Source organism: Streptomyces sp. NPDC085596 (assembly GCF_044541565.1).
Lineage (GTDB): Bacteria > Actinomycetota > Actinomycetes > Streptomycetales > Streptomycetaceae > Streptomyces.
The window spans coordinates 619,478-639,777 of the sequence record NZ_JBITTC010000002.1 but is presented as its reverse complement, the minus strand read 5'-3'; the positions used below and the strand labels follow the sequence as shown (position 1 = coordinate 639,777).

The window sequence follows — 20,300 nt, the reverse complement described above, 5'->3', positions numbered from 1 at the left end:
GCGGAGTTCATGACGTGTCCGATCCGGCGTCCATGAACTCAGCGGTTCAGGTCTACAAGCGATTCGTACCCGATCCCGTCCGCGCCGCCGCGGCCACCACCCTGCCCGCCGGGGTGCGCCGCAAGATGAAGCGGAGTCTGGCCCAGACCCTGCGCCGTCGCGAGGCACGGCTGCACCAGCGCGCGCTGCGCCGGGTGCGCCGGGCCGGACTCGGCCGGTCCGAGCGCCGGACCGACGCGCCGGACGGCCGTGTCGGGCATGTGCACACGGGTCTCACCACCGACCTGGCCCGCCGGTTCGACCACGATCTGGTCACCCGCGCCCTGGACTCCGCCGGCATCTGCTGGTTCGCGGTCCCCGCGCTGGACGACCGCCGTATCTGCCTCGCCGTCGAGCAGCGCGACAAGGGAGCCGTGCGCCGCGTGCTCCGGGCCCTCCTGGAGGAGCACACCGGCTACGTCACCTCTGTCTCGCCCGCACAGCCCGACACCCCGGACGAGCCGGGCAGCCATGTGAAGGCGTGGAAGCACTACGCCAAGGCGCGGGTCATCCGGCTCGCCTGGCTGCGCACCGAGCCGACCGAGAACCTCTGGACCGGCGACGACCAGGGCATCGAGATCGAGTTCTGGACGCGCAACACCAACCTGCCCACCGAGCGGCTGATCGGCCCCCGGCCCAACCGTGTCCAGCGCGCCGTGCCCAGCGACGCCCCCGGAGTCGAGATCGGCCTCGACCGGCTGTGCGGCTACAGCGACGTCGACGGTGAACTCGAACCCACCGTCACCCTGGAGACCTTCGACGTCGTCCGGCTGGACGAGGTGGACTTCCCCGTCGACGCCGTCGTCCTCTTCGAGCACGCCACCCCCTGGGGCGAGGAACTGCTGCGCGCCGCGCTGCGCTCCCTCCACCAGTACGCGCCCTGGACCGATGTGATCCACGTCCTCGCGCAGGCGGCACCGCCCGCCTGGCTGAGCGACGCCGAAGGGCTCAACGTGGTCCGGGGCCGGCCCGGTGCCGATGCGCACCTGCACCGACTGCCGCAGCTCGCCCCGCACTTCCTGCTGCTGCGGCCCGGCGCGGTCATCGGCCGCCCGGTCCGGCCCTTCGACTACTTCATGCCCGGCGGCGCGGCCCGCCCCAGGCGCGGCCGCTGGACCGCCGAGGAGTCCACCGCGCCCTGGGCCCGAGCCGCGTTCTCGGCGACCGGCCGGGCCGTCGCGCACGGATACACGGGCGGCCCCCAGCCGCACCGCGTCGAGACCCTCTCCCGCCTCGCGGAGAAGGGCACCCTCCTTCCCGGGACGCCGGACGGACAGCGGGCGGCCACCGTGCCCGGCACCCATCCGCTGGACGGCGTCGCCCACCACTTCGGCCAGATCCACGCCCTCGCGGACCCCTCCGGCGAGGCGTCGGCCACGCTGCACGCGGCGCTGCCCGGCCTCCCCGTCCAGCTGCGGCGGCTGCTGGCCCGCCGGGACACCCAGCAGATCCAGCTGACCGGGCTCGGCACCGACGCGGCGCTGGCCGGCGGCGGCACCGAGGCCGTCGTCGACTTCCTGCACCGCTACTTCCCCGTACCCAGCCCCTTCGAACGCGGCCCCGAAGCTCCTTCGGTGCCCGCGGAGTCCTCCCGGAAGGCGGTCCGTCAGCGGTGAGCACGGCCAATCCCGAGGCGTCGGCGCCGCTCCAGGCGTACCGTGCCGTCGTCCCCGATGTGGTCAGACGCCGTGTCGCGCACAAGGTCCCGACGGGCCTGCGCGCGGCACTCAAGCGGCTGCTGCGCCGGCTGCACGCCCTGGGCTTCCTCACCCGGCGGCTCCGTGCCCTGCGTGCCCGGCGCCGCTGGCCCCAGCTCCGTACCTTCGAACGGGGGCCCGGACTCGCGGCGGTGCCCGGTAACCGGATCGCCGTGGTGCGGGCTGCCGTGTCCCCGCTCGAACTGCGCGAGGCCAACCTCGAACGCGTCGTGACCGCCCTGGAACAGGCGGACATCGACCACTTCGTGATCCGCGGCACCAGCGACCTCCGTTCCTGCGTCGCCGTGTCGGCGGCCGACCGCGAGCAGGTCGCCGGCCTCCTCGGCCGCTTCGGCGCCGAGGGGCCCGTCTACGCGCAGGCGCGCCGGGGCGAGTCCGCCGCCGGCCAGGCCGTGCTGTGCGGCTCGCGGCAGGCGGCGCGGCTGGCGCGGGAGGCGGACGTGCTGCGCGTCGGCACGGTCTGGAGCCACCCCGCCAAGACCCTCGTCCTGGGCCTGGAACACGGCTGCGACCTGGAGTTCTGGCAGCCCGGCGAAGACCGGCTCGTCGCCCCGCGCCCCAACCGGATCACCGAGGAGGTCGCGTTCGGCGAGCCCCTGGTCACCCTGCCCGCCAGCAGGCTGACCAGCTTCGCCGCGCCCCCCACCCGCCGCACCCGGTCGGTGCGCACCCTGGCGGCCGCCGCCGAACGCCTTCCCGAGGACGTGCGGTTCCCCATCGACGCCGTCTACACCTGGGTCGACGGCAGCGACCCGGCCTGGCTGCGCCGCCGAGCCGCACACGGGGACAAGGGCTACCACGCGGAGTCCGCCAACGCCGCCCGGTACATCAGCCGGGACGAGCTGCGCTACTCGCTGCGCGCGCTGGCACAGAACGCGCCCTGGATCAGGCGCGTCCACCTGGTGACGGACCAGCAGCGCCCGGCCTGGCTCGACGACACCCACCCCCGGATCACCGTGGTCGACCACTCCGAGATCTTCGACGACCCGGCCGCGCTGCCCACCTTCAACTCGCACGCGATCGAGAGCCGGCTGCACCACATCAAGGGCCTGTCCGAGCACTTCCTGTACTTCAACGACGACATGTTCCTCGGCCGCCCCGTCACCCCGCAGGACTTCTTCCTCTCCAACGGGATGAGCCGCATCTTCTTCTCCCCGTCCCAGGTCCCGCACTGGGGGAGCCCGTCCGTGGACCGCCCGGTGGACGCCGCCGGGAAGAACAACCGGCGGCTGCTGAGGGAACGATTCGGCACCGCCATCGTGCACAAGCTGCGGCACGCCCCGTACGCCCTGCGCCGCAGCGTGCTCCAGGAGATCGAGCGGGAGTACGCGACGGAGCACCGGCAGACCACGTACAGCCGGTTCCGCAGCGCGGCCGACCTCTCCATCCCGTCGTCGCTGTACCACTACCACGCGTATCTGACCGGGCGGGCCGTGCCCTCCCAGATCGCGTTCGCCTACCTCGACCTCGCCAAGCCCGAGATCCAGCGCCGGCTGGGCATCCTGCTGGCGCGCCGCGACCGGCAGGCGTTCTGCATCAACGACACCCTCTCCGACGGCCTCGACGTCGACCGTCAGACGGTCATGCTCCGGACGTTCCTGAACGCCTACTTCCCGGTGCCGAGTCCCTTCGAACGGAAGGAGGGCGAGGTCCGATGAAGATCTCCTTCCTGATCAACAACATCTACGGCATCGGCGGCACCAACCGCACCGTCATCAACCTCGCCGAGGCCCTGTCCGTCCAGCACGACGTGGAGATCGTCTCCGTCTTCCGGCGCACGACCGCCACCAAGTTCGAGATCTCGCCGCGCGTCACCGTGCGCGCCCTGGTCGACCTGCGCCCCGGCGGCCCCGACCGGGGCGCCCCCGGCAGCGACGAACCCAGCGAAGTGGTCCCGCGCCAGGAGGAGTTCTACGCCCAGTACAGCAAGTTCACCGATGCCCGCATCATCCGTGAACTGAGCCGGACCGCCGCGGACGTCGTGGTCGGCACCCGGCCCAGCCTCAACCTCTTCGTCGCCGCCCACACCCGCGACGGCGCCCTGCGCGTGGCCCAGGAGCACATGACCCACCTGGCCATCCCCCCGGCGGTCCGCGCCGAGATGGCCCGCGTCTACCCGAGGCTGGACGCGATCACCACGGTCACCGACGCCGACGCCCGCTCCTTCCAGGAGAACACCCCGATCCCCGGCATCCCGGTGACCGGCGTCCCCAACAGCGTGCCCAACCCGGCAGGCCGCCCCTCCGACTGCACCCGCAAGGTCGTCGTCAGCGCCGGACGCATGCACCACGTCAAGCGCTACGACTTGCTCATCAGCGCCTTCGCCGCGCTCGCCGACGACTTCCCCGACTGGCAGCTGCGCATCTACGGCGACGGCGGCGAGGCCGGCAAGCTGCGCGCCCAGATCACCGAACTCGGCCTCAACGGCCAGGTCCTGCTCATGGGCGGCTTCTCACCCATCGAGTCCGAGTGGGCCAAGGGCTCCATCGCCGCCGTCACCTCCAGCGCGGAGTCCTTCGGCATGACCCTGGTGGAGGCGATGCGCTGCGGGCTCCCCGTGGTCTCCACCGACTGCCCCGTGGGCCCGCGGGAGATCCTGCGCGACGGCGAGGACGGCTTCCTCGTGCCCAACGGACAGGCCCAGGGCGTCACGGCCGCGCTGCGCCGCCTCATGGCCGACCAGCAACTGCGCCGCACCATGGGTGCCACCGCCCTGCGCAACGCGGAGCGGTACGACCCCTCGGCCATCGCCGACCGCTACGTGGCGATCTTCGAGGACGCCGCCCGGCGCCGCGCCGACGCCGAGCGCGGCTACCGCCCGCCCGCCGCCCGCAAAGCCCGTACCGCGCCGCTCACCGTGCCGCCCACCACCCTCGGCGCCGCCACCGTCGACGTCACCGCCCCCGACGCCGGCTGGCTGCGCCTGCACTGCGAGGCGCCGGACGAGGGCCGCCGGCGCCACCAGTTCGTCCTGCGGCACCAGCCCTCCGACGACGACCGGCGTCCCGACCTGCCCCTGGACACCACGCGCATCGCACTGGACAACGGCGGCATCCGCTACACCGCCGTCGTCACCCCCGAGGCCATGGACGAACTCGGCGACGGACGCTGGCAGGTGACCATGCGGGCGCCCAGGGGCCCGGCCATCCGCATGAAGGCGGGCCTGCGCGACACCCGCGCCCTCATCGACGCCCGCGCCCGCCTCATGACCCGCCCGCCCGCGCGCCCCGTCATCTGGAACCTGCCCTACGCCCAGCCCAACGGACGGCTGATGCTGCGCACCGTCGTACGCGACCTGCACGCGGAGTGCACCCGGGTACGCGTCGGCGACGGACGCATCACCGTGGAGGGCGTGCTGTGCGGCGACGGACGCCTGGAGCCGGGTGCCCGGTTCGTCGTCAGCCGGCGCGGCCGGCACACGCAGAACGTCGCCGTGGCGGTCGAGGCGCGCGGCCCACGCCAGTTCCGGGCGGACGTGCCCCTGCGCGCCGTGGTGGACCACCGGCTGGACCGCTGGGAGGACTGGGACTGGTGGCTCCAGCCCGACCCCGCCGAGCGGCGCAAGGTGCGCGTCTGCCGTCTGCTGGAGGACTTCCCCGACGCAAAGGCCGCCCTCTCCTACTCGTCCCTGCCCCTGGTCGGCGACGAGCCCTCCGACTTCGCCGTCATCCACCCGGCCCGGCCGGTCTGGATACGCCCCTACTGCTCGGCCTCCGGAGCCATGGCGATGAACGTGGTGGACCGGTGAGTCCCCTCACCGCCCCGCCCGCACGACACGCGACCACCTTGGACACCACATGAGCCCGCAGCCCCGCTCCGTACTCCACGTCGTAGCCCACCAGGACGACGACCTGTACTTCATGAACCCCGACCTCCTGCGCTCGCTGGAGAACGGGGACCAGGTCACCACCGTGGTCCTCACGGCGGGCGAGGGCGACGGCGTCAACATCGACACCGGGGACGCCCGGCGGGCCGAGGCGATGCCGGACTTCACCGGCTACAGCACCGCGCGCGGCTGCGGACTGCGCTCGGCGTACGCCCTGATGGTGACGGGGGACCGGAACCGCCCCTGGCACCGCCACGCGGTGCCCCTGGCACCCGACTTCGTCGCCGAACGCTTCGTCCTGGACGGCCACGACCGGGTGTCCCTGTACTTCCTCCAGCTCCACGAAGGCGCGTCCACGGACCAGGAGACCCGCACCCGCATCGTCCACCTGTGGGACGGCCGCCTGCCCGCCCAGGCGACCCTCCCGGTGCACGGGAGCACGGCCGGCCAGGCGCAGCGGGTGACCCGGGAACAGGTGATCACCGCTCTGACCACCCTGCTCGACCACCTCCGGCCGACGACCGTGCGCACCCTGGACCCCGACCCGGAACACGACGGCGGCAACGCCGAGTTCGTCTGCTCCGACCACGAGGACCACACGGTGACCACCGAGTTCGTGCTCGCGGCCCTGGAGCGCTACCGCGAGGCGGGCCACGCCCCGGTCGTCGAGCACTACCGCGCCTACGCCAACCGGTTCTGGGGCGAGAACCTCGACTCGGCGTCGATCACCGAGAAGGGCGCCTACCTCGCCACCTACGCGGGCATCGACGCGCCCGACATCTGCCCGCAGGGCACGTGCGAGCGCTGCGGTGACCGGCAGCTGGGGCCCAACCCGTTCCGCAGCACGCACATGCGCAGCACCGCCTACCGCTACTCCCCGGCGACCAGCTGGCTGCGCCTCGGCCCCGGCGGCAGGCTCAACGCCTTCGCGGTCCTCGGCGGCAGGCTGGCGTTCTGGACCGAGACCGCCCCGGCGAGCGGGCAGTGGGCCGGGCCGTACGTCCTCGGCGAGGGCTGGGTGGCGCCCACGCTCGCGGTCGGCGGAGCGCCCGGCGGGCCGGCCGAGGTGGTGGCGCTGCGCCGGAGCCGGAGTGCGGACCGGGGAACCGTCGTGGACGCGGTACACACCGTGCAGCACGCCGACGGAAGCGGCTTCAACGGCTGGCGCAGCCTCGGCAACCCGGACGAGGCCCACCCGGACCCGCGCCGGCAGCGGGAGGCCGGGGTACCGTCGATCGCCGCGGACCAGGACGGGCGGCTGTACGTGTTCCTCCGCGACTTCGCCCAGGGCATCGGTATGCGCCGCCGCGAGACCAACGGCGAGTGGACGCCGTGGCAGTCCCTCGGCGGGCGCTTCCTCCAGGACGCGGGCACCGCGCTGACGACCGGGCGCGGGACCGTGGAACTCTACGTACCCGGCAAGCAGAAGGTCTGGCGCTGGTACCAGAGCGAGCCGGGCGGCGCTTTCCAGCTCGACGAGACCCTGCGCACCGGGCGTCCCGCGACGGGCGGGGTCACCGCGGTGGACTCCGGTGACGGACGCACCTGTCTGTACTACAGGGAGGCCGGGACCCAGCAGGTCATGGCCTACCGTCAGCACGCCGACGGCAGCTGGCCCGGTGCGGGCGCCGGGCTCGGCGGACACGGCGGCACCGGCGCCGTCGCCGCGCTCTGGGTGGCCGAACGCGGCGCCCGCGAGGCATGCCTGGCCCACCGGGGCAGCACGGGGCGACTGGTGCTCTCCCTGCCCGACCGGGACCGGGACGTCACGGGAACGCACTGGAACGAGTCCGGCGAGATGTTCACGCACGCCCCCGCCATGGCGCGCGACGCGTCCGGCGCGGTGGTCGTCGCCGTCGTCGGCACCGACGGCCGGCTGCACGTCCGGCGCCAGCTGTCGCCCGAACCGGGCAGCCCGATGGGCCCCTGGCTCGGCTGACCCGCGCCCCCGACACGCGAGGAGGGCCCCCGCGCCGAAGCGCGGGGGCCCTCCTTCGTCCGGGCAGGTTACGCGGGCACGCTCGCCACGCCCTGCTCCAGGAACCGCTTGCCGTTGACCCGCTCGGAGACACCCTCACGGTCCAGGTACGGCGTGATGCCGCCCAGGTGGAAGGGCCAGCCGGCGCCGGTGATCAGGCAGAGGTCGATGTCCTGGGCCTCGGCGACGACGCCCTCGTCCAGCATGAGGCCGATCTCCTGGGCCACCGCGTCCAGGACGCGGTCGCGGACCTGCTCCTCGGTCAGGACGGAGTCGCCCTGCTTGAGCAGCGCGGCGACCTCGGGGTCCAGCTCCGGCTTGCCGCTGTCGTAGACGTAGAAGCCGCGCTTGCCGGCCTCGACGACCGCCTTCAGGTTCGGGGAGACCGTGAAGCGGTCCGGGAAGGCCCGGTTGAGGGTCTCCGAGACGTGCAGGCCGATCGCCGGGCCGACCAGCTCCAGCAGCACCAGCGGGGACATCGGCAGGCCGAGCGGCTCGACGGCCTTCTCCGCGACCTCGACCGGGGTGCCCTCGTCGATGACGTTCTGGATCTCGCCCATGAAGCGGGTCAGGATGCGGTTGACGACGAACGCCGGGGCGTCCTTCACCAGCACCGCGGTCTTCTTCAGCTTCCTGGCCACACCGAACGCCGTCGCCAGCGAGGCGTCGTCGGTCTGCTCGCCGCGCACGATCTCCAGCAGCGGCAGGATCGCCACCGGGTTGAAGAAGTGGAAGCCGACGACCCGCTCGGGGTGCTTCAGCTTCGACGCCATCTCCGACACCGACAGCGAGGAGGTGTTGGTGGCGAGGATCGCGTGCGCCGGGGCGACCGCCTCGACCTCCGCGAACACCTTCTGCTTGACGCCCATCTCCTCGAACACGGCCTCAATGATGAAGTCGGCGTCCGCGAAGCCCTCGGCCTTGTCCAGGACACCGGTCACCAGCGCCTTGAGGCGGTTGGCCTTGTCCTGGTTGATACGTCCCTTGCCGAGCAGCTTCTCGATCTCGGCGTGGACGTAGCCCACACCCTTGTCGACGCGCTTCTGGTCGATGTCGGTCAGCACGACCGGCACCTCCAGGCGGCGCAGGAAGAGCAGCGCGAGCTGGGAGGCCATCAGACCGGCGCCGACGACGCCGACCTTGGTGACCGGACGCGCCAGCGCCTTGTCCGGCGCACCCGCCGGACGCTTGCCGCGCTTCTGCACCAGGTTGAACGCGTAGATGCCGGACCGCAGTTCGCCACCCATGATCAGGTCGGCGAGGGCCTGGTCCTCGGCGTCGAAGCCCTTCTGGAGGTCGCCGTCCTTGGCGCCCTCGATGATCTCCAGCGCGCGGTAGGCGGCCGGGGCCGCGCCGTGCACCTTGGAGTCCGCGACGAAGCGGCCCCCCGCGACGGCCTGGTCCCACGCCTCGCCCCGGTCGATCGCCGGACGCTCGACCGCGATGTCGCCCTTGAGGACCTGCGCGGTCCACAGCAGCGACTGCTCCAGGAAGTCGGCACCCTCGAACAGCGCGTCGGCGATGCCGAGTTCGAAGACCTGCTTGCCCTTGAGCTGGCGGTTCTGGTTGAGGCTGTTCTCGATGATGACCTGGACGGCCTTCTCGGCGCCGATCAGGTTCGGCAGCAGGGCGCAGCCGCCCCAGCCGGGTACCAGGCCGAGGAAGACCTCGGGCAGCGAGAACGCCGGGATCGCCTTGGAGACGGTCCGGTAGGAGCAGTGCAGGCCGACCTCGACGCCGCCGCCCATCGCCGCGCCGTTGTAGTAGGCGAAGGTGGGGACCGCGAGGCCGGAGAGGCGCTTGAAGACCTCGTGGCCGCCCTTGCCGATGGCGAGCGCGTCCTCGTGCCGCTTCAGCAGCTCGACGCCCTTGAGGTCGGCGCCGACCGCGAAGATGAACGGCTTGCCGGTGATGCCGACACCGACGAGACGGCCGGCCGCGGCCTCCTTCTCGACCTGGTCGATCGCGGCGTTCAGGTTCGCCAGCGAAGCGGGGCCGAAGGTGGTCGGCTTGGTGTGGTCGAAGCCGTTGTCCAGCGTGATCAGCGCGAACTTGCCCGCGTTGAAGGGCAGTTCGAAGTGCCGTACGTGTGCCTGGGTGACGACCTCGCCGGGGAACAGCTCGGCCGCACCCTTCAGCAGCTCGGTGGTGTTGCTCACTTGTCCCCCTCGAAGTTCGGGTTTTCCCAGATGACCGTCGCGCCCATGCCGAAGCCGACGCACATCGTCGTCAGGCCGTAGCGGACGTCCGGGTTCTCCTCGAACTGGCGGGCCAGCTGCGTCATCAGCCGGACGCCGGAGGAGGCCAGCGGGTGGCCGAACGCGATGGCGCCGCCGTACTGGTTGACGCGGCTGTCGTCGTCCGCGATGCCGTAGTGCTCCAGGAACGCGAGGACCTGGACGGCGAACGCCTCGTTGATCTCGAACAGGCCGATGTCGGAGATCGACAGGCCGGCCTGGGCGAGGGCCTTCTCGGTGGCGGGGATCGGGCCGTAGCCCATCACCTCGGGCTCGACGCCGGCGAAGGCGTAGGAGACCAGGCGCATCTTGACCGGCAGATCGTTCTCGCGGGCGAAGTCCTCGGACGCGATGATCGACGCGGTGGCACCGTCGTTCAGACCGGCCGCGTTGCCCGCGGTGACCCGGCCGTGCACACGGAACGGCGTCTTCAGACCGGCCAGGTTCTCCAGCGTGGTGCCGGGGCGCATCGGCTCGTCGGCGGTGACCAGGCCCCAGCCCGTCTCACCGGCCGCGTCGTCGGTGCGGCGCACCGAGATCGGCACCAGGTCCTGCTGGATCTTGCCGTCGGCGTACGCCTTGGCGGCCTTCTCCTGCGAGCGGACCGCGTACTCGTCGGCGCGCTGCTTGGTGATCGTGGGGTAGCGGTCGTGCAGGTTCTCGGCGGTCATGCCCATGAACAGCGCCGACTCGTCGACCAGCTTCTCGGAGACGAAGCGCGGGTTGGGGTCCACGCCCTCGCCCATCGGGTGACGGCCCATGTGCTCGACACCGCCCGCGATGGCCACGTCGTACGCGCCGAAGGCGACCGAGCCGGAGACCGCGGTCACGGCGGTCAGCGCGCCCGCGCACATACGGTCGATGGAGTAGCCGGGCACCGACTGCGGCAGGCCCGCGAGGATGCCCGCGGTGCGGCCGAGGGTCAGGCCCTGGTCGCCGATCTGGGTGGTCGCGGCGATGGCGACCTCGTCGATCTTCTTCGGGTCCAGACCGGGGTTGCGGCGCAGCAGCTCCCGGATCGCCTTCACGACGAGGTCGTCGGCGCGGGTCTCGTGATAGATGCCCTTCGGGCCCGCCTTGCCGAACGGGGTGCGGACGCCGTCGACGAAGACGACGTCCTTGACGGTACGAGGCACGATGGCTCTCCTCCAGGGTGCGGGACGCTGAGCGCTTGCTTAAGCCCCATGCTACTTATGAGTAACGTAGCTGCACAGTCCCACCCCGGCTAGCGGTGAACGTCACACCGGGTCCCGGCCGACCGGACGGATCTTGGCGCGAAATCGCCCTACTCCGGCTTGGCCGACAGCACCGCGACCAGCACCGGTGCCACCTGCTCCACCTGCCACGCGCGGGCGCCGAACCCGGCGAGCGCGGCGGCCACGGTCCGCTCGTCGGCGGGAGCCGGCGGCTCCCAGCAGATCCGGCGCACCGTGTCGGGGGAGATCAGGTTCTCCTGCGGCATCTCGAGCCGCTCGGCCAGCGCCGACACCCCGGCGCGGGCGGCCGACAGCCGGGCCGCGGCGGCCGGGTCCTTGTCGGACCAGGCGCGGGGCGGCGGCGGCCCCGTCATCTGCTGGCCCTGCTGCGGCAGCGCCGACTCCGGCAGCGCCTTCGCCCGGTCCACCGCCGCCTGCCACTGCTCCAGCTGACGACGGCCCGTGCGGTGCCCGAAGCCGTTCAGCGCGGCCAGCGCGTGCACGTTGGCCGGCACCGCGAGCGCCGCCTCCACGATCGCCGCGTCGCCGAGCACCTTGCCGGGCGAGACGTCCCGGCGCTGCGCGATCCGGTCCCGCGCCTCCCACAGCTCCTTGACGACGGCCAGCTGCCGGCGCCTGCGCACCTTGTGCATCCCGGAGGTACGGCGCCACGGGTCCTTGCGGGGCTCGGCGGGCGGCGCGGCCGCGATCGCGGCGAACTCCTCCAGCGCCCACTCCAGCTTGCCCTGCCGCTCCAGCTCTTTCTCCAGGGCGTCGCGCAGGTCGATCAGCAGCTCCACGTCGAGAGCCGCGTAACGCAGCCACGGCTCGGGCAGCGGGCGGGTGGACCAGTCGACGGCGGAGTGGCCCTTCTCCAGCACGAAGCCGAGCACGTTCTCCACCATCGCGCCGAGTCCGACGCGGGGGAATCCGGCGAGCCGTCCGGCCAGCTCGGTGTCGAACAGGCTGGTGGGCACCATGCCTATCTCGCGCAGGCAGGGCAGGTCCTGGGTGGCGGCGTGCAGCACCCACTCGACACCGGACAGCGCGTCGCCGAGGCCGGAGAGGTCGGGGCAGGCGACGGGGTCGATCAGGGCGGAGCCCGCGCCCTCGCGGCGCAGCTGCACCAGATAGGCCCGCTGGCCGTACCGGTAACCGGAAGCGCGTTCGGCGTCGACGGCGACGGGGCCGGTGCCGGCGGCGAACGCGGCGATGGCCTCGGCGAGCGCCGCCGCGTCCGCGATGACCGGCGGAATCCCCTCGCGGGGTTCGAGCAGGGGGGTCGGCGCCGCCGCCTCAGCAGGTCCCGCGTCCGGGGGCGTGCCCCCGGTGATGCGCCGGGAACTGTCTGCTGCGGTCTCTTGGGCGTCCGTCACATGCCAAGGGTATCCGCATGCCCGCGCCTCTGGCCTGCACGTTCGACCGACATCCCCACTGACCGGCCAAAACGCGCCGCGCGCGGGCGCACACCGCGCGGCGTACGGCGCACCCGGCACGGCGCACACGCCGGTGCCCGTCGGCGGAACGTTCCGCCGACGGGCACCGGGAGGAGGCAGTGGGTCGGAGAGGGAGCGGGGAGACGGGGCGGGGAGGGGGAGTGGGCTAGTGGATGATGCCGGTGCGCAGGGCCACCGCGACCATGCCGGCGCGGTCGCCCGTGCCGAGCTTGCGGGCGATACGCGCCAGGTGGCTCTTGACGGTCAGGGCGGACAGGCCCATGGAGACGCCGATCGCCTTGTTCGACTGGCCCTCCGCGACGAGGCGGAGCACCTCGACCTCGCGGCCGGACAGTTCGCGGTAGCCGCCGGGGTGGCTCGGGGTGCCCGGCGGACGACGGTGCCCCATACGGGCCGCGGCGGAGCCGATGGGGGCGGCGCCGGGGCGGGTGGGCAGGCCGATGTTGGTACGGGTACCGGTGACGACGTAGCCCTTCACGCCCCCGGCGAGGGCGTTGCGGACGGCGCCGATGTCATCGGCGGCGGACAGGGCCAGCCCGTTGGGCCAGCCCGCGGCGCGGGTCTCGGACAGCAGGGTGAGCCCGGAGCCGTCGGGCAGGTGGACGTCTGCGACACAGATGTCGCGGGGGTTGCCGATGCGGGGACGAGCCTCCGCGACGGACGAGGCCTCGATCACGTCGCGCACACCGAGCGCCCACAGATGGCGGGTCACGGTGGAACGGACGCGGGGGTCGGCCACGACCACCATGGCGGTCGGCTTGTTCGGGCGGTAGGCGACCAGGCTTGCGGGCTGCTCGAGGAGAACGGACACCAGGCCTCCTGGGTGGGGGGACGGGGGCCGGCTTGTGGGGAAGAAGCCGGGAGGAACCGTGCTTTCAAGGTCACAGTCGTCTTCGGCAGCAAACCCGTCCGCCTTTAGAGAATGATCACGATCTAGTGAGTCACAATCTGTGCAATTCGGACACGCGATCGATCATCCGAAGATCGAATCGGCTCCGGGGTGATGCGATTCGAGTACGGAAAGTGGCCGTATCGACAAAGTGATGGTTCGGGAAGTGATCACAAAGCAGCGCCCCGCCGATCCGGCGGGGCGCTGAGAAGATGATCTGTTCGCGGGCTACCGCGACTGCGGACCCCTGCGCTGCGGCAGGGTCACCACCGAGGCGTCGCCCGGCCCGGCCGGGGGCAGTCCGCCGACCTGGGCCAGCAGATCGCACCACGACGCCAGGTGCGCCGCGGTGTCCGGCACGCCCCCGAGTCCCTCCAGGGGCGTCCAGGAGGCGCGGATCTCGATCTGCGAGGCGGGCGGCCGCTCCGACAGGCCGCCGAAGTAGTGGGAACTGGCACGGGTGACCGTGCCGCTCGGCTCCCCATAGGTGAGCCCGCGCGACTGGAGCGCCCCGGTCAGCCAGGACCAGCACACCTCCGGCAGCAGCGGATCGGCGGCCATCTCGGCCTCCAGCTCCGCCCGCACCAGCGTCACCAGCCGGAACGTCCCGCGCCAGGCGTCGTGCCCGGCCGGGTCGTGCAGCAGCACCAGCCGTCCGTCGGCCAGCTCCTGCTCGCCCTCGGTCACCACCGCCTCAAGCGCGTGCGCGTAGGGCGCGAGCCGCTGCGGGGCGGGCGTCGGCTCCACCTCCACCTGCGGCCGCAGCCGCGCGCTCCGCAGCGCCTCCACCGCGCTGCTGAAGGCAGGGGGAACCCCTGGCACCCCGGACCCCTCTCTCTCCTCCGTCTGCGTGTCCTTCACGTCGTCCATTCCGCCGGCGCCGTCCGACGATCGTCCCTGAGCCGCAGCCATGCGGGGAAGAGTAAGGGGAAGCGGGCCTTCGCGCAGGGCATGACACCCCCCGAGGGCGACGGCACTTCTCTTCCACGGGCCGTGGGAGACTTGCCGACGTGAGTGCCAACGCGATCCCCACGGGCCAGCAGCCAGAAGCGACGTACGACAGCGCCTTCCTCAAGGCGTGCAGGCGCGAGCCCGTGCCGCACACCCCGGTCTGGTTCATGCGTCAGGCCGGCCGGTCCCTGCCGGAGTACCGCAAGGTGCGCGAGGGCATTCCGATGCTGGAGTCCTGCACGCGGCCCGAGCTGGTCACCGAGATCACGCTCCAGCCGGTGCGCCGTCACGACGTGGACGCGGCGGTCTTCTACAGCGACATCGTGGTCCCGCTCAAGGCGATCGGCGTCGACCTCGACATCAAGCCCGGCGTCGGCCCGGTCGTCGCCGAGCCGGTGCGCACCCGCGCCGACCTCGCCCGGCTGCGCGACCTCACCCCCGAGGACGTGTCCTACGTCACCGAGGCGATCGGCATGCTCACCCGCGAGCTGGGGTCCACCCCGCTGATCGGTTTCGCGGGCGCCCCCTTCACCCTCGCCAGCTACCTGGTCGAGGGCGGCCCCTCGCGCACGTACGAGAACGCCAAGGCGATGATGTACGGCGACCCCGAGCTGTGGGCCGACCTGCTCGACCGCCTCGCGGACATCACGGCCGCGTTCCTGAAGGTGCAGATCGAGGCCGGTGCCTCGGCGGTGCAGCTCTTCGACTCCTGGGCGGGCGCGCTGGCCCCCGCCGACTACCGCGCCTCGGTGATGCCCGCCTCCGCGAAGGTCTTCGACGCCGTCGCGGGCTACGGCGTCCCGCGCATCCACTTCGGCGTCGGCACCGGCGAACTGCTGAAGCTCATGGGCGACGCGGGCGCGGACGTGGTCGGCGTCGACTGGCGGGTCCCGCTGGACGAGGCCGCGCGCCGGGTCGGCCCCGGCAAGGCGCTCCAGGGCAACCTCGACCCGACGGTCCTGTTCACCGACCGGAAGACGGTCGAGACCAAGGCGCAGGAGGTGCTGGACGCGGCCGCCGCTCTGGAGGGCCACGTCTTCAACCTCGGCCACGGCGTCATGCCCAACATCGACCCGGACGCCCTGACCCACCTGGTCGACTACGTCCACACGGCGAGCACCCGCTGACCGGGACCGCTCACCACGCCTGACGGTGCCGCGCCCGCCTGCCGAACAGCAGGCGGCCCGGCTCCGGCGGGGGCGGGGTGCCCGCCTTGAGCGGCCAGGCCAGCAGCATCCCGGCCACGAAGCCGACGACATGCGCCGCGTAGGCCACCGTCCCGGCCTGGGCCTCGACGCCGCGCCCGGAGGAGTACACGGCCTGAAGGCCGAACCAGAAGCCCAGCACCACCCAGGCGGGCAGCCGTAGCGGCAGGAAGACCAGGAACGGGACCAGCACCCACACCCTGGCCTTCGGATACAGCACCAGATAGGCGCCGAGCACTCCCGCGATCGCCCCCGAGGCGCCGATCAGCGGATCGCCGGAGCCGGCGTTCAGCAGGGCGAAGCCGTAGCTCGCCGCGTAGCCGCAGACGACGTAGAAGAGCGCGAAGCGGACGTGGCCCATGCGGTCCTCGACGTTGTTGCCGAAGATCAGCAGGAACAGCAGGTTGCCCAGCAGATGCAGCCAGCCGCCGTGCAGGAACATCGCCGTGAACACCGACAGCACCGGCGACTTGTCGTAACCCGGCGGCCCCATCACACACCCCGGTCCGGCCGGCCCCGTCCCCACCTGCCCGGTCGGCACCAGCCGGGGCAGCGAGCCGTGGATCATCTCCTTCGGGATCGCCGCGTACTGATCCATGAAGGCATGCAGATGACACAGCTGCGCCACATGACTCTCCCCGACCGCCCCGGCGGCACCGGGGGTGGCGAGGAAGACGAGCACGCTGGCGGCGATGAGCGCGTACGTCACATAGGGGGTGCGGCGCGCGGGATTGACGTCATGGACGGGTATGACCACACAGGAACAGTGCCCCCGTTCGCGCCCGCCAGTCCGGCGCGGGGCCGCAGCTACCGGCTCGCGCGTACCTTTGTCACCGCCTTGCGCGCCGCTACCAGGACCGGGTCCCAGACCGGGGAGAAGGGCGGGGCGTAGCCGAGGTCGAGGGCAGTCATCTGTTCCACCGTCATGGCGGCGGTCAGGGCCACGGCCGCGATGTCGACACGTTTGCCCGCGCCCTCGCCGCCGACGATCTGGACGCCGAGCAGTCTGCCGGTGTTGCGTTCGGCGAGCATCTTGACCGTCATGGGGGCGGCGTCGGGGTAGTAGCCGGCGCGGCTGGTCGACTCGATGGTGACCGACTCGTACTGGAGGCCGGCCCGGCTGGCGTCCTTCTCGCGCAGGCCGGTGCGGGCGATCTCCAGCTCGCAGACCTTGCTGACCGCTGTGCCGACGACGCCGGGGAAGGTGGCGTAACCGCCCCCGACGTTGGTGCCGATGACCTGGCCGTGCTTGTTGGCGTGGGTGCCCAGCGGGATGTACTGCTCCTGCCCGGAGACCAGGTTCAGCACCTCCACGCAGTCGCCGCCCGCCCAGATGTTCTCGTGCCCGCGCACCCGCATGGCGAGGTCGGTGAGGAGTCCGCCGTGTGTGCCCAGCGGCAGGCCCGCCGCGCGGGCGAGGTCGGTCACGGGCTCCACTCCGATGCCCATGACGACCACGTCGGCCGGGTACTCCGCGTCCCGCGTGGTCACCGCGCGGACCCGGCCGTCCTCGCCGGTCCGCAGGCCGGTCACCTCGGTGTCGTCCACCATCGTGATGCCCATGCCCTCCATGGCCCGCCGCACCAGACGGCCCATGTCCGGATCGAGCGTCGCCATGGGCTCCGCGCCCCGGTTGACCACCGTCACCTCGAAGCCCCGGCGGAGCAGCGCCTCCGCCATCTCCACGCCGATGTAGCCCGCGCCGACGACCACCGCCCGCCGGCCCTCCGTACGGGCCAGCGTGTCGATCAGTGCCTGGCCGTCGTCCAGGGTCTGCACCCCGTGCACCCCGGCCGCGTCCGCCCCCGGCATGTCCGGCCGGATCGGCCGCGCCCCGGTGGCGATGACCAGCTTGTCGTACGAGGTCCAGGACTCGGTGCCGGACTCCAGGTCATGGGTGCGCACCCGCCGCCCCGCCACGTCGATCTCCGTCACCTCGGTGCGCAGCCGGAGGTCGATGTCCCGCTCCCGGTGCTCCTCGGGGGTACGCGCGATCAGCTGATCGCGGTCCTCGACGGCGCCGCCCACCCAGTACGGGATGCCGCACGCCGAGTACGAGGTGAAGTGGCCGCGCTCGAACGCCACGATCTCCAGCTCGTCCGGTTTCCGCAGCCGGCGCGCCTGCGACGCCGCGGCCATCCCCGCGGCGTCGCCACCGATCACGACCAGCCGTTTTGTCCCGCCCCGTGTCTCACGCTTGTCCATACGAACACGCTACGGGGCCCGCCGGGCTGACGCCGCGTCAGCTCTTGTCGCCGGAGACCGGCGCGCCGCTCTCCGGCACCGGACGCGCCTGCGGCAGCGAGCCGGAGGCAGTCGCCGGCACCGGGTGCGTCCGGCGCGGGAGCCGGGGGCGGACCACCCGGCGCCACAGGAACACCAGCAGCGCGAGCAGCGCCGCGAACGGCAGCACCGCGCCCACGACCAGCGCGATCCAGCGCAGCATCGTCAGGAAGGCGTGCCAGCCGCCCGACAGCGCGTCCAGGAAGCCGGGCGTGTCGTCACCGGCGCCCGGATGCGCGCCCCGCCCGGCCAGGGACAGGGTGATGGTCGCCAGGCCCGTGCGGTCCTTCAGCGACGCCTGCTGGGCCAGCAGCGCCTCCAGGTCGGCCTCGCGGCTGCTCAGCTCGCCCTCGAGCGCGACGACGTCGGTCAGCTTCTCCGCCCGGTCCATCAGTTCCCGGACGCGGGCGACGCTGGCCCGCTGCGACTTGATCCGGCTGTCCACGTCCACCACCTGGTCGGTGACGTCCTGCGCCCGCGCCGTGCGCCGCAGCAGCTTGCCGGTGCCCTGGAGCGAGCCGAGGACCTCCTCGTACCGCTCCGAGGGAACCCGCAGGACGACACGGGTCCGCTCGCTGCCGTCGTCGTCCCGGTCGGTGCTCTCCTCGCCGACGTAGCCGCCCGCGTCCTCGGTGACCTGGCGGGCCCTGGCCAGGGCGCCGGGCACGTTCCGCACCTCCACCTCCAGGGAGGCGGTGCGGATGACGCTCGGCGCGAGCCGGGGCGAGCGGCGGCCGGACTTGGCGTCCTCGGCCGCGCCGCCGCCCGCCCCGGGAGCGGCGGTCGGGGCGTCGGCGGTCGACGCCTTGGAGTCGCCGCTGCCCGATTCACTGCACCCGGCGAGCGCGAGCGAGGCGGCGAGCAGAACCCCCGCCAGAACCCGGACCTGACGCGTTGTACGCATGAGCGGTACCCCCCGATGAGTTGCGACGCTGTCCCTCCTTAGACGGCCCGGCCTGCGGGAACGGCCGCGGTTTCCGGTCCCGATGCGGTCACGGTCCGGTGACGTACCGGGCACCGGGACGGCCCGCGCGGTCCGGGAGAGGCGGTCTGAGAGAGTGGGGAACATGAGCGCAACGGGTACGGGCACGGGCCATGTCGTCGTCATCGGAGCCGGTGTCGCCGGACTGGCCGCCGCCCACCGGGCGCTGGCCCGCGGCGCGCGGGTGACGGTGCTGGAGGCCGCCGGCCGGGTCGGCGGCAAACTGCTGCCCGGCGAGATCGCGGGCCTGAGGGTCGACCTCGGCGCCGAGTCGATGCTCGCCCGCCGCCCCGAGGCCGTGGGCCTGGCCCGCGAGGTGGGCCTCGGCGACCGCCTCCAGCCGCCCGCCACCGCGACCGCGTCGATCTGGACCCGCGACGCCCTGCGCCCCATGCCCAAGGGCCATGTGATGGGCGTACCCGGCACCGCCGCCGCCCTGTCCGGCCTGCTCTCCGCCGAGGGCCTGGCCCGTATCGAGCGCGACGCCGAACTGCCGCCCACCGAGGTCGGCGACGACGTGGCGGTCGGCGAGTACGTCGCCGGCCGCATGGGCCGCGAGGTCGTCGACCGGCTGGTCGAACCCCTGCTCGGCGGGGTGTACGCGGGCGACGCCTACCGCCTCTCGCTGCGCTCGGCCGTCCCCCAGCTCTACCAGGCAGCCCGCACCCACGACACCCTCACCGCCGCCGTCCAGGCCCTCCAGGCCAAGGCCGCCGAGGCCGGGCAGACCGGTCCGGTCTTCCTCGGCATCGAGGGCGGCGTCGGCACCCTCCCGCTCGCCGTCGCCGAGTCGGTACGGGCGCGCGGCGGCGAGATCCTCACCGGCACCCCGGTCAGCGAGCTGCGCCGGGACGGAGCCGGCTGGCGCGTCACGGCCGGGGACCGGGCGCTGCGCGCGGACGCGGTCGTGGTCGCCGTACCCGCCCCCGCCGCGGCCGGTCTGCTGCGCGCCGAGGCACCGGCGGCCGCCACGGAGCTGGCCGCCGTGGAGTACGCCTCCATGGCCCTGATCACCCTCGCCTACCGCCGCGCCGACGCCACCCTGCCCGAGGGCAGCGGCTTCCTGGTGCCGCCGGTGGACGGCCGCACCATCAAGGCCGCGACCTTCGCCTCCCAGAAGTGGGGCTGGGTCGGCGGGGAGGACCCGGACCTCCTCGTGGTGCGCACCTCGGTCGGCCGGCACCACGAGACCGAGATCCTCCAGCGCGACGACGCCGGCCTCACGGCGATCGCCCGGCACGACCTGCGCGCCGCGACCGGCCTGGACGCCGAGCCCGTCGCCACCCGCGTCACCCGCTGGACCGACGGGCTGCCCCAGTACCCGGTCGGCCACCACGCGCGCGTGGCCCGCGTCCGCGAGCACATCGCCAAGCTGCCCGGCCTCGCCGTCTGCGGCGCCCAGTACGACGGTGTGGGCATCCCGGCCTGCGTCGCCAGTGCCTATGCGGCCGTCGACCAGCTGGGTGGCGACCTCGCCGGTGTGCGCCAACTGACGGCCAACCCGGTGCAGAGCCTGCACGGCGGAGCGGGAGAATAGGG

14 protein-coding genes are annotated in these 20,300 nt (G+C 72.9%); 6 read left to right on the top strand and 8 right to left on the bottom strand.

All coding sequences use genetic code 11. The features are described 5' to 3' along the window. Positions 1-14 precede the first annotated feature (14 nt). From ACIGA3_RS08520 to ACIGA3_RS08505, 4 genes are read left to right on the top strand one after another with little or no spacing between them, the layout of a single operon-like run. Positions 15-1,655, top strand: coding sequence for a sugar phosphotransferase (locus ACIGA3_RS08520; RefSeq protein ID WP_399711816.1), 1,641 nt, complete (start codon positions 15-17; stop codon positions 1,653-1,655). After that, positions 1,652-3,415: a stealth family protein gene (locus tag ACIGA3_RS08515; protein ID WP_399711815.1), complete on the top strand. Its 1,764-nt coding sequence runs from the start codon at positions 1,652-1,654 to the stop codon at positions 3,413-3,415. The genes ACIGA3_RS08520 and ACIGA3_RS08515 overlap by 4 nt, the downstream gene beginning before the upstream one ends. After that, positions 3,412-5,505: a glycosyltransferase family 4 protein gene (locus ACIGA3_RS08510; protein WP_399711813.1), complete on the top strand. Its 2,094-nt coding sequence runs from the start codon at positions 3,412-3,414 to the stop codon at positions 5,503-5,505. Before ACIGA3_RS08515 ends, ACIGA3_RS08510 begins: the two co-directional genes overlap by 4 nt. Positions 5,506-5,554: 49 nt before the next feature. After that, complete coding sequence (locus tag ACIGA3_RS08505; RefSeq protein ID WP_399711811.1) at positions 5,555-7,522, top strand: PIG-L family deacetylase; 1,968 nt, start codon at positions 5,555-5,557, stop codon at positions 7,520-7,522. 68 nt (positions 7,523-7,590) lie between these two features. On the opposite strand, the gene ACIGA3_RS08500 is transcribed toward ACIGA3_RS08505, so the two are convergent. From ACIGA3_RS08500 to ACIGA3_RS08480, 5 genes are all read right to left on the bottom strand, one after another. Next, positions 7,591-9,720, bottom strand: coding sequence for a 3-hydroxyacyl-CoA dehydrogenase NAD-binding domain-containing protein (locus ACIGA3_RS08500; RefSeq protein ID WP_399711809.1), 2,130 nt, complete (start codon positions 9,718-9,720; stop codon positions 7,591-7,593). Further along, on the bottom strand, positions 9,717-10,934 hold the full coding sequence (locus ACIGA3_RS08495; RefSeq protein WP_399711807.1) for a thiolase family protein: 1,218 nt from the start codon (positions 10,932-10,934) through the stop codon (positions 9,717-9,719). Before ACIGA3_RS08495 ends, ACIGA3_RS08500 begins: the two co-directional genes overlap by 4 nt. 149 nt (positions 10,935-11,083) lie before the next feature. After that, a complete protein-coding gene (locus ACIGA3_RS08490) occupies positions 11,084-12,370 on the bottom strand; it encodes an HRDC domain-containing protein (RefSeq protein ID WP_399711805.1) in 1,287 nt (428 codons plus the stop codon). Between the two features lie 226 nt (positions 12,371-12,596). Then, complete coding sequence (locus ACIGA3_RS08485; protein ID WP_381093589.1) at positions 12,597-13,262, bottom strand: LuxR C-terminal-related transcriptional regulator; 666 nt, start codon at positions 13,260-13,262, stop codon at positions 12,597-12,599. Positions 13,263-13,568: 306 nt separating this feature from the next. Continuing rightward, entirely contained in the window at positions 13,569-14,252 is a 684-nt protein-coding gene (locus ACIGA3_RS08480; protein WP_399711803.1) for a DUF3000 domain-containing protein, read from the bottom strand. Between the two features lie 98 nt (positions 14,253-14,350). Here ACIGA3_RS08480 and hemE point away from each other — a divergent pair, with 98 nt between their 5' ends. After that, positions 14,351-15,418: a uroporphyrinogen decarboxylase gene (gene hemE, locus ACIGA3_RS08475; protein WP_399711801.1), complete on the top strand. Its 1,068-nt coding sequence runs from the start codon at positions 14,351-14,353 to the stop codon at positions 15,416-15,418. Between the two features lie 10 nt (positions 15,419-15,428). Here hemE and ACIGA3_RS08470 read toward each other — a convergent pair whose 3' ends face one another. Genes ACIGA3_RS08470 through ACIGA3_RS08460 form a run of 3 tightly spaced genes read right to left on the bottom strand, consistent with a single transcriptional unit; the run spans position 15,429 to position 18,683 of the window. Further along, a complete protein-coding gene (locus ACIGA3_RS08470) occupies positions 15,429-16,253 on the bottom strand; it encodes a rhomboid family intramembrane serine protease (protein ID WP_399711800.1) in 825 nt (274 codons plus the stop codon). A 50-nt stretch (positions 16,254-16,303) separates the two neighbouring features. Continuing rightward, positions 16,304-17,701, bottom strand: a complete 1,398-nt coding sequence (locus ACIGA3_RS08465; protein WP_399711798.1) for an FAD-dependent oxidoreductase — start codon at positions 17,699-17,701, stop codon at positions 16,304-16,306. Between the two features lie 37 nt (positions 17,702-17,738). Next, positions 17,739-18,683: a DUF4349 domain-containing protein gene (locus ACIGA3_RS08460; protein ID WP_399711796.1), complete on the bottom strand. Its 945-nt coding sequence runs from the start codon at positions 18,681-18,683 to the stop codon at positions 17,739-17,741. 163 nt (positions 18,684-18,846) lie between these two features. On the opposite strand from ACIGA3_RS08460, the gene hemG reads away from it, so the two are divergent. After that, a complete protein-coding gene (gene hemG, locus ACIGA3_RS08455; RefSeq protein WP_399711794.1) occupies positions 18,847-20,298 on the top strand; it encodes a protoporphyrinogen oxidase in 1,452 nt (483 codons plus the stop codon). The last annotated feature ends 2 nt before the right edge of the window (positions 20,299-20,300 follow it).